3 protein-coding genes and 3 pseudogenes are annotated in these 5,999 nt (G+C 68.3%); 4 read left to right on the top strand and 2 right to left on the bottom strand.

The window, feature by feature from the left end; all coding sequences use genetic code 11:
• Positions 1-830: 830 nt before the first annotated feature.
• Positions 831-1,061: pseudogene (locus ACZ5NH_RS44440) on the top strand (ISKra4 family transposase); the annotation flags it as partial.
• Between the two features lie 183 nt (positions 1,062-1,244).
• On the opposite strand, the pseudogene ACZ5NH_RS44435 reads toward ACZ5NH_RS44440, so the two are convergent.
• Positions 1,245-1,397, bottom strand: a pseudogene (locus ACZ5NH_RS44435) (GNAT family N-acetyltransferase); the annotation flags it as partial.
• 79 nt (positions 1,398-1,476) lie between these two features.
• On the bottom strand, positions 1,477-2,148 hold the full coding sequence (locus ACZ5NH_RS44430) for a hypothetical protein (protein WP_468784059.1): 672 nt from the start codon (positions 2,146-2,148) through the stop codon (positions 1,477-1,479).
• A gap of 630 nt (positions 2,149-2,778) precedes the next feature.
• Between ACZ5NH_RS44430 and ACZ5NH_RS44425 the strand changes: the two genes are divergently transcribed.
• The 3 genes and pseudogenes from ACZ5NH_RS44425 to ACZ5NH_RS44415 form a co-directional block, all read left to right on the top strand.
• Entirely contained in the window at positions 2,779-4,050 is a 1,272-nt protein-coding gene (locus tag ACZ5NH_RS44425; RefSeq protein WP_468784057.1) for an acyl-CoA thioesterase/BAAT N-terminal domain-containing protein, read from the top strand.
• Positions 4,051-4,866: 816 nt separating this feature from the next.
• Positions 4,867-5,475 carry a hypothetical protein gene (locus ACZ5NH_RS44420; RefSeq protein WP_468784055.1) on the top strand — a complete coding sequence of 203 codons (609 nt, stop codon included), beginning with the start codon at positions 4,867-4,869 and terminating at the stop codon, positions 5,473-5,475.
• Positions 5,476-5,561: 86 nt separating this feature from the next.
• A pseudogene (locus ACZ5NH_RS44415) lies at positions 5,562-5,863 on the top strand (RHS repeat-associated core domain-containing protein); the annotation flags it as partial.
• Positions 5,864-5,999: the final 136 nt, after the last annotated feature.

The raw sequence follows: 5,999 nt of genomic DNA, 5'->3' as shown, positions 1-5,999 counted from the left end.
AGTACGAGGAAGCCTTCTGGCAGAGCCAGGAGCAAACCCCGCAGTCCGCCTGAAACAAGATCACCGGACTCTACGAAACTCGGGGCAGCTCAGTGGTGGAGCGTCAGGGGAGGATTGCGCTGTTCACCCGCGAGGGACTGGACGGGCACTGTGCGGAGAGCCAACAGGGCGGAGCACTCGGCGAGGGTGTGCCGGCCGGGGACGCCCATGGGGCCATCCCCGCGGGTGCGGGGAGCACGACTTCAACCGGTCGAACTGGCCGACGAGGATGGGACCATCCCCGCGGGTGCGGAGAGCACATGGCCGACGGGCTCCCGCTGATCGCGGGACCATCCCCGCAGGCGCGGGGAGCACCAGGCTGAAGACCCGAACGCCAAGTTCGGCCAGGGACCATCCCCGCGGGCGCGGGGAGCACTGAACAACGGTGACCGCCACTCTCGACTGGGCCGAGGGACCATCCCCGCGGGTGCGGGGATGGCCCCATGCCGGCGGCCGTGCCCTCGACAATGGGGGTATGCTCCCCGCGCTTGCGGGGATGGCCCCGTCATTGACGTCCGCGCCTGGGACCAGTGGGAGTGCCTCTCCGCATGCGCGGGGATGGTCCCGCGAAGCGGGTTCCCTCGCCGATGCCGCTGTTCTGCTCCCCGCGTCCGCGGGGATGGTCCCACGATTCAGGGTCAGATCAACGCTCTGAGCGTGTGCTCCCCGCGCCCGCGGGGATAGTCCCCAGGTCGCCGAGTCCATCCGCAGCCTCAACCACTGCTCCCCGCACGCGCGGGGAATGGCCCCAACGCCGACACGCAAACCGAGTAGGGTGCGGCTCGTTTCGAGGCTGGCCCATCGCCACCGGCGCGATCGAGGGCGCCTGTCGGCACCTGATCGCCGACCGCCTCGACATCACCGGTGCCCGCTGGGGTCTCGCCGGCGCCGAAGCCGTTCTCAAACTCCGCGCCGTCACCAGCAACGGCGACCTCGACACCTACTGGACGTTCCACACCACCCGCGAACACGAACGCCTCTACCCCAACCCTGACCAGGCCACATACAGACTGACCGCCTGATCGGTTCCGATGCAGTCGGCCGCGTGGTTCCTGCGGTCCGCCGGGACACGACCCCAGGACACGTAGGTGCTTACTGCGGTTACGGTGCTGCCATGTTGCTGTCCCCCCATGACGAACTCCGCGACCGTGATGAACTGGTCGCTTTCCTTCGTGACCTGCACCGCGACTTCCAGCAGCGAGGTGTCGTAAGTCGATCCAGGGGATGGTGTCTCCGGGCAGCAGGTATCGCTCGGTCTCGATGAAGCCGTGCTTCAGTGCAAACCGCAGTCCGTCCTTGTTGGAGGACAGGACGACGGTCTTGATCACTCCGGCCCCCAGTGCCCGGGCTCGGTTGAGCCGCGCGGGCGGTGCGCGCGGAGTGGCGTAACACCGGTACGTCGGTCACGAAGAGTCGGGCCACGCTCGACCAGGCGGTTCAGCGCTTGTCGCCCTGGCGAACCGAATCAAGGATCGCGTTTACCTGCTCGGCCCATTGGGTGATAGCGGTGACTTCAATGCCGTTCTGCAGGCAGTCGATCAAGGCGGCCCAGGCTTCGCCGCGGCCTTTGATCTGCTCCTGGCGCTCCACGTAGGGATCGCGGATGTCCCGTTCCTTGAGGACGATGCTGCCGCCAGGTCCGGGGTAGGGTCTGCTCGTATCCCTCAGACGGCTCAGCACCGCGTCGACCCCGACGCGGTGGCTGATCTCCACCCGGTTCGGCCGATTGCGAGGCTCGTCCTCGTAGTTGTGGGTGCTGAACGCCGCTATCTCCGGCACGAGCTCCTCCAGCCGCGCCCATTCCTCCTCGCTCCACGGTCCCAGGCCCACGGTGGAGCGCAACGCGTGCAGCTCCCTGGCCCGAATTGCTTGGCGGATCGCTTCGTGCACAACGAACCAGGATGCTTTCTTGCGGACGCCCACGTAATGCCCCACCCCTATGAACCGACCGCCGCGCAGGTAGAGGTAGAGCTGGCGCAGCTCATCCTCTCCACCCATCGAAGGGAGATCCGTGCTGATCACTTCCGACAAGCGAATCCGACGTGCGCGCACTCCCGGAATAGGGACCCAGCGCCGTACTGCCGTCACCTGGTAGCCGTCGAAGTCCACCCGCCACCACAGCCCGGCAGCCCGTACTCGACGTCTGCGCGCCACCCGCGCAGCCGCCACCGCGCCCCTTCGGCTCCTGGCCATCCTGCCCACCTCGCGCCCCCTTTCCCACCGCGACTCATGCCGCGCAAAGATGATGACCGTTGAGGATCGTCTGAATCTTCACTGCCTGTGCGAGGGGCGGTGAACCCACCCTCGTCGCCACGGTGGATAGCGGTCGGCTGCCGAGGCGTGGCGTGGGCCCCTTCGGTCGAGGACGCAGCACTTGGTTGAGTCCGAGCCTGCGGACAAAGGGCCCCGTCATAGAGACGAGCGGACCTCAACGCAGCCCCGATCAGCGTTCTCCCACCTCGCTCAGCCCTTCCCTCCAGAAGAGCTACACCCAACGCCCTTTGCCATGCCCTCACGTGCCCGCAGAGAGGGCATATCGCGGTGCGTCGGGGGGAGCCACGGGGAGCTTGCACGACATCCCAGGTCAGCGACTTCGCAGGCCAAGTGCCATCCGCGTAGGCGACCTTCCAAACTAGGGCGCCCACGTATACACGAGGTACGCGGCATCAAGACTCCGCCGCCCGCGCGCCCAAGTATGGGCCCCAGGATTGACTCGGCGGACACTTCAAGATCAGTGTGGTGGATCAATTCCTGGCGATGGGGGGCAACATGTCGTTACGGCGGTTGCGGGGATGGGCCCTGGCCGCGGCCGTCGTGATCGGCTGGGGGGTGGCGGGATGCTCGTCGGGGATGCACGCCAGTAGCAGGGCGGTCATCGGGGTCGATGCGCCGATAGCGCTGGCGGATCAGGCCGTTCACTTGAGGATCAGTGGTCTGGAGCCGCACGACGAGATCACTGTCGGCTCGTCGGCAACCGCACGCGACGGCAAGGTGTGGCACGGCCAGGCAACCTTCACCGCGGACGACCACGGCCTCGTTGACCTCTCCACGACGGGGCCGGTGTCGGGGACGTACAACACGCTCGACGGTATGGGCCTGTTCTGGTCGATGCGGCCCCCTACCGGCGACCCGCACAGTGACTACTTCTCCCTCCATGCCCCTGAGTCCTCCCCCTCGTATGCCGTGAAGATCACCGTGACGGCGCATGGGCGGCAGTTGGCGAGCCGCACGCTCACCCGCGAAGGCGAGGCCAAGGGAGTCAGCGCCCGAACGCTCACCCTGGCCCACGACAAGGTCGTCGGAGAGATGTTCCTGCCGCGGCCCGGCACTCCCCGGCACCCGGCCGTGCTGGTCTTCGGCGGATCCGAAGGCGGTGTCAGCATGAAGTGGGAGGCGGCTCTGCTGGCCTCCCACGGCTACCCGGCACTGGCCCTGGGCTACTTCGGGGAGCCTGGCCTGCCCGCCACCCTGCGCAACGTCCCGCTGGAGTACTTCGCCACCGCCGCCCGACTGCCGGCAGCCCAGCCCGGCGTGGACCCCGCACACGTCATCGCCATGGGCTACTCCCGAGGCAGCGAACCCGCCCTGCTCCTCGCCGAGGACTATCCCCGTCTGATCCACGGCGTCGTCGTGTACTCCCCGTCGTCCAACGTCAACCAGGGATTCGGCGGGGGCAACGCCTGGACCAAGGACAGGCATCCCATCCCCCAGGGCAGCATCCCGCTGGACCACCTCAGCGGACCACTGCTGGCCATCGCCGGCGCAGACGACGCCCTATGGCCATCACCGACCTACGTCAAGGCGATCACCGGGGGGCTGCACGCGGTCCAGGACCGTTATCCGTACCAGGCGCTGATCTACCCCGGGGCCGGGCACGGTGTCGGAACCTTCCCTTTCCTCGCGGAAGGCACAGTTGACCCATCCATGGGCGGTAACCGCGTCGGCAACGCTGTCGCCAAGGAGCAGGGCTGGCCCAAGGTCCTTGCCCTCCTCGCCGACATCTCAAGGTGAGTGCCACGGTACGCAGGCCGGAACACGCAGCCCCTGTCAACACCACGTACGGCGGCTGACACCAACACGCATCTCGGCAACGACTGCTCCCCGGTGCGGTCGCTGCTTATGGGCGCGGCCAGGCGGCCGGGACACTCGGTGGCAGCGGGATCTCGTCCAGCCGTATCCACCGTTCCCGGCCACTCTGATCAGGCATGCAGAACCGCACGTCGCCGGCCTCGTCCGCCTCGTACCGGGCATCCCCAACCGCCCGCAGCAGGGCTCGCAGCCTCGGATAGGGGGCCTGCATCGCCCGACCACGGATCTCATGGAACGTCCCCCCATAGACGCGAGTGTGGCGTCACCGTACAGCGCGGGAACCAGGCCGCAAGGCTGGTCGCACGCCCTACTCCGGCCTTCGTTGGTAACAGGCGGCCGCCGCGCGGGGACCGGCCCTGCTGGCGTACGTCGCCGCCCGATCGAGGCCCGCCAGGACGCCCGTACCTGGCGGGCGTTCGCGCGCCGTGGCGCAGGTCACGGCCACCGATGCTCCCGGCGTAGGCAAGACCCTGTGACGCCCGACTGCGGGCCGTCCCCCTCCCGCCCCGAGCTGGTCGCCGCTGGCCGACGCCGGCATTACCAATCCGCAGCTCGGTCCTGAAACACTCGAGTGAAGCCACCCGGCAGTAGACACTCTTCAAATGGACCACATGTCCTCGCCGACGCCGAACTTCCCCGGGAGGACCGGCGCGAGCCGTCAGATGCTCATCGAGAGCGACGACTGTGGTAACGGACCCCGATCTTCAGCCTGACGACCCCGTTCGTCACACTGACGCCGTGCCTCGAATAGCCACCGCCACCTCGTCCCGGCAGGTCCGTCGCCTCACCACGATGGCGTTTTTCGGTCCGCCGGTGATCGTCGGGCTGTCGTTGCTAGCCGCCAATCCGGACTGGAGCGGGCTCGGACTGGTCCTCGGGACCTTCGCACTGATCGCGACTCTCTCACTGATGATCACCGCAGCGCCGAACGGGTGGTTGATCGTCGGCGGGGTGATCGTGGGGATCGCCGCGCTGTCCGGGCCGGGGCCGGTCCTGCAGGCGGAGGTGATGGCGCACCAAGGGCAGCGGGTGGAGGTGCGGGTTACCTCGGTGAAGACGTACCAGGGCAAGCACGGGCCGGAGTACACCTGCCTTCTGGGGCGGGTGGACGGCAAGCCGCTCAAGCACGCCGAGCTGGGCAACGACTCCTGCGACGGGCCGATGGAAGTCGGGCAGACGGAGGACGTGCTCGTCGACCCGCACGGCTGGACGGCGCCGGAGCTGGCCGAGACGGACTACAGCGGGATCGACATCGCCGCGTGGGCCCTGCCGGTGGTACTGGTGCTCTTCGAGGTGCTGGTCTGGCTGTCCCGGCGGGTCGGGCTGCGCCGGTTCGAGGGCCGCTGATGGCGCTGCCCGCGCGGCCAGGGCGCGGGCGAGCCAGGCGTCGACGTCGGTTTTGGACGTACGGGCCGACGCGGCGGGTCAGCTCGTCACGCTCAACGATCTGGGGCTTACGGCGTGGAACCGCGACGCCGGGGCCTACACGCCGCTGCGATTCCCCAGCCAGTACGCCGACCAGGAAACCGGCCTCCACTACAACCTGAACCGGCACTACGACCCCGAGACGGCCCGCTACGTATCGGCGGACCCCTACGGACTCGTGCCGGCACCGAATCCGGCCGCGTACGTCGTCAACCCCCTCACGTGGATGGACCCCGAAGGCATCATCGCCAAGGGCTGCACCCAGAACGGCGGCTGGTACGGAGGACTGCTGCCCGCGAACCGGAACGGCTGGCAGTTGCCCCGGCCGAGGAAGGGCTTCGGCTGGTCCTTGGGGGGGGGGGGGGGGGGGAGGGGAAAGGAAAAAGCAAAACAAACAAAAACGCCCCCCCCCCCCCCCCCCCCCCCCCCCCCCCCCCCCCCCACCC

Source organism: Streptomyces sp. NPDC031426 (assembly GCF_055581585.1).
Note: the sequence above shows the minus strand (reverse complement) of the source record. Positions and strands in the feature narration are given on the sequence as shown.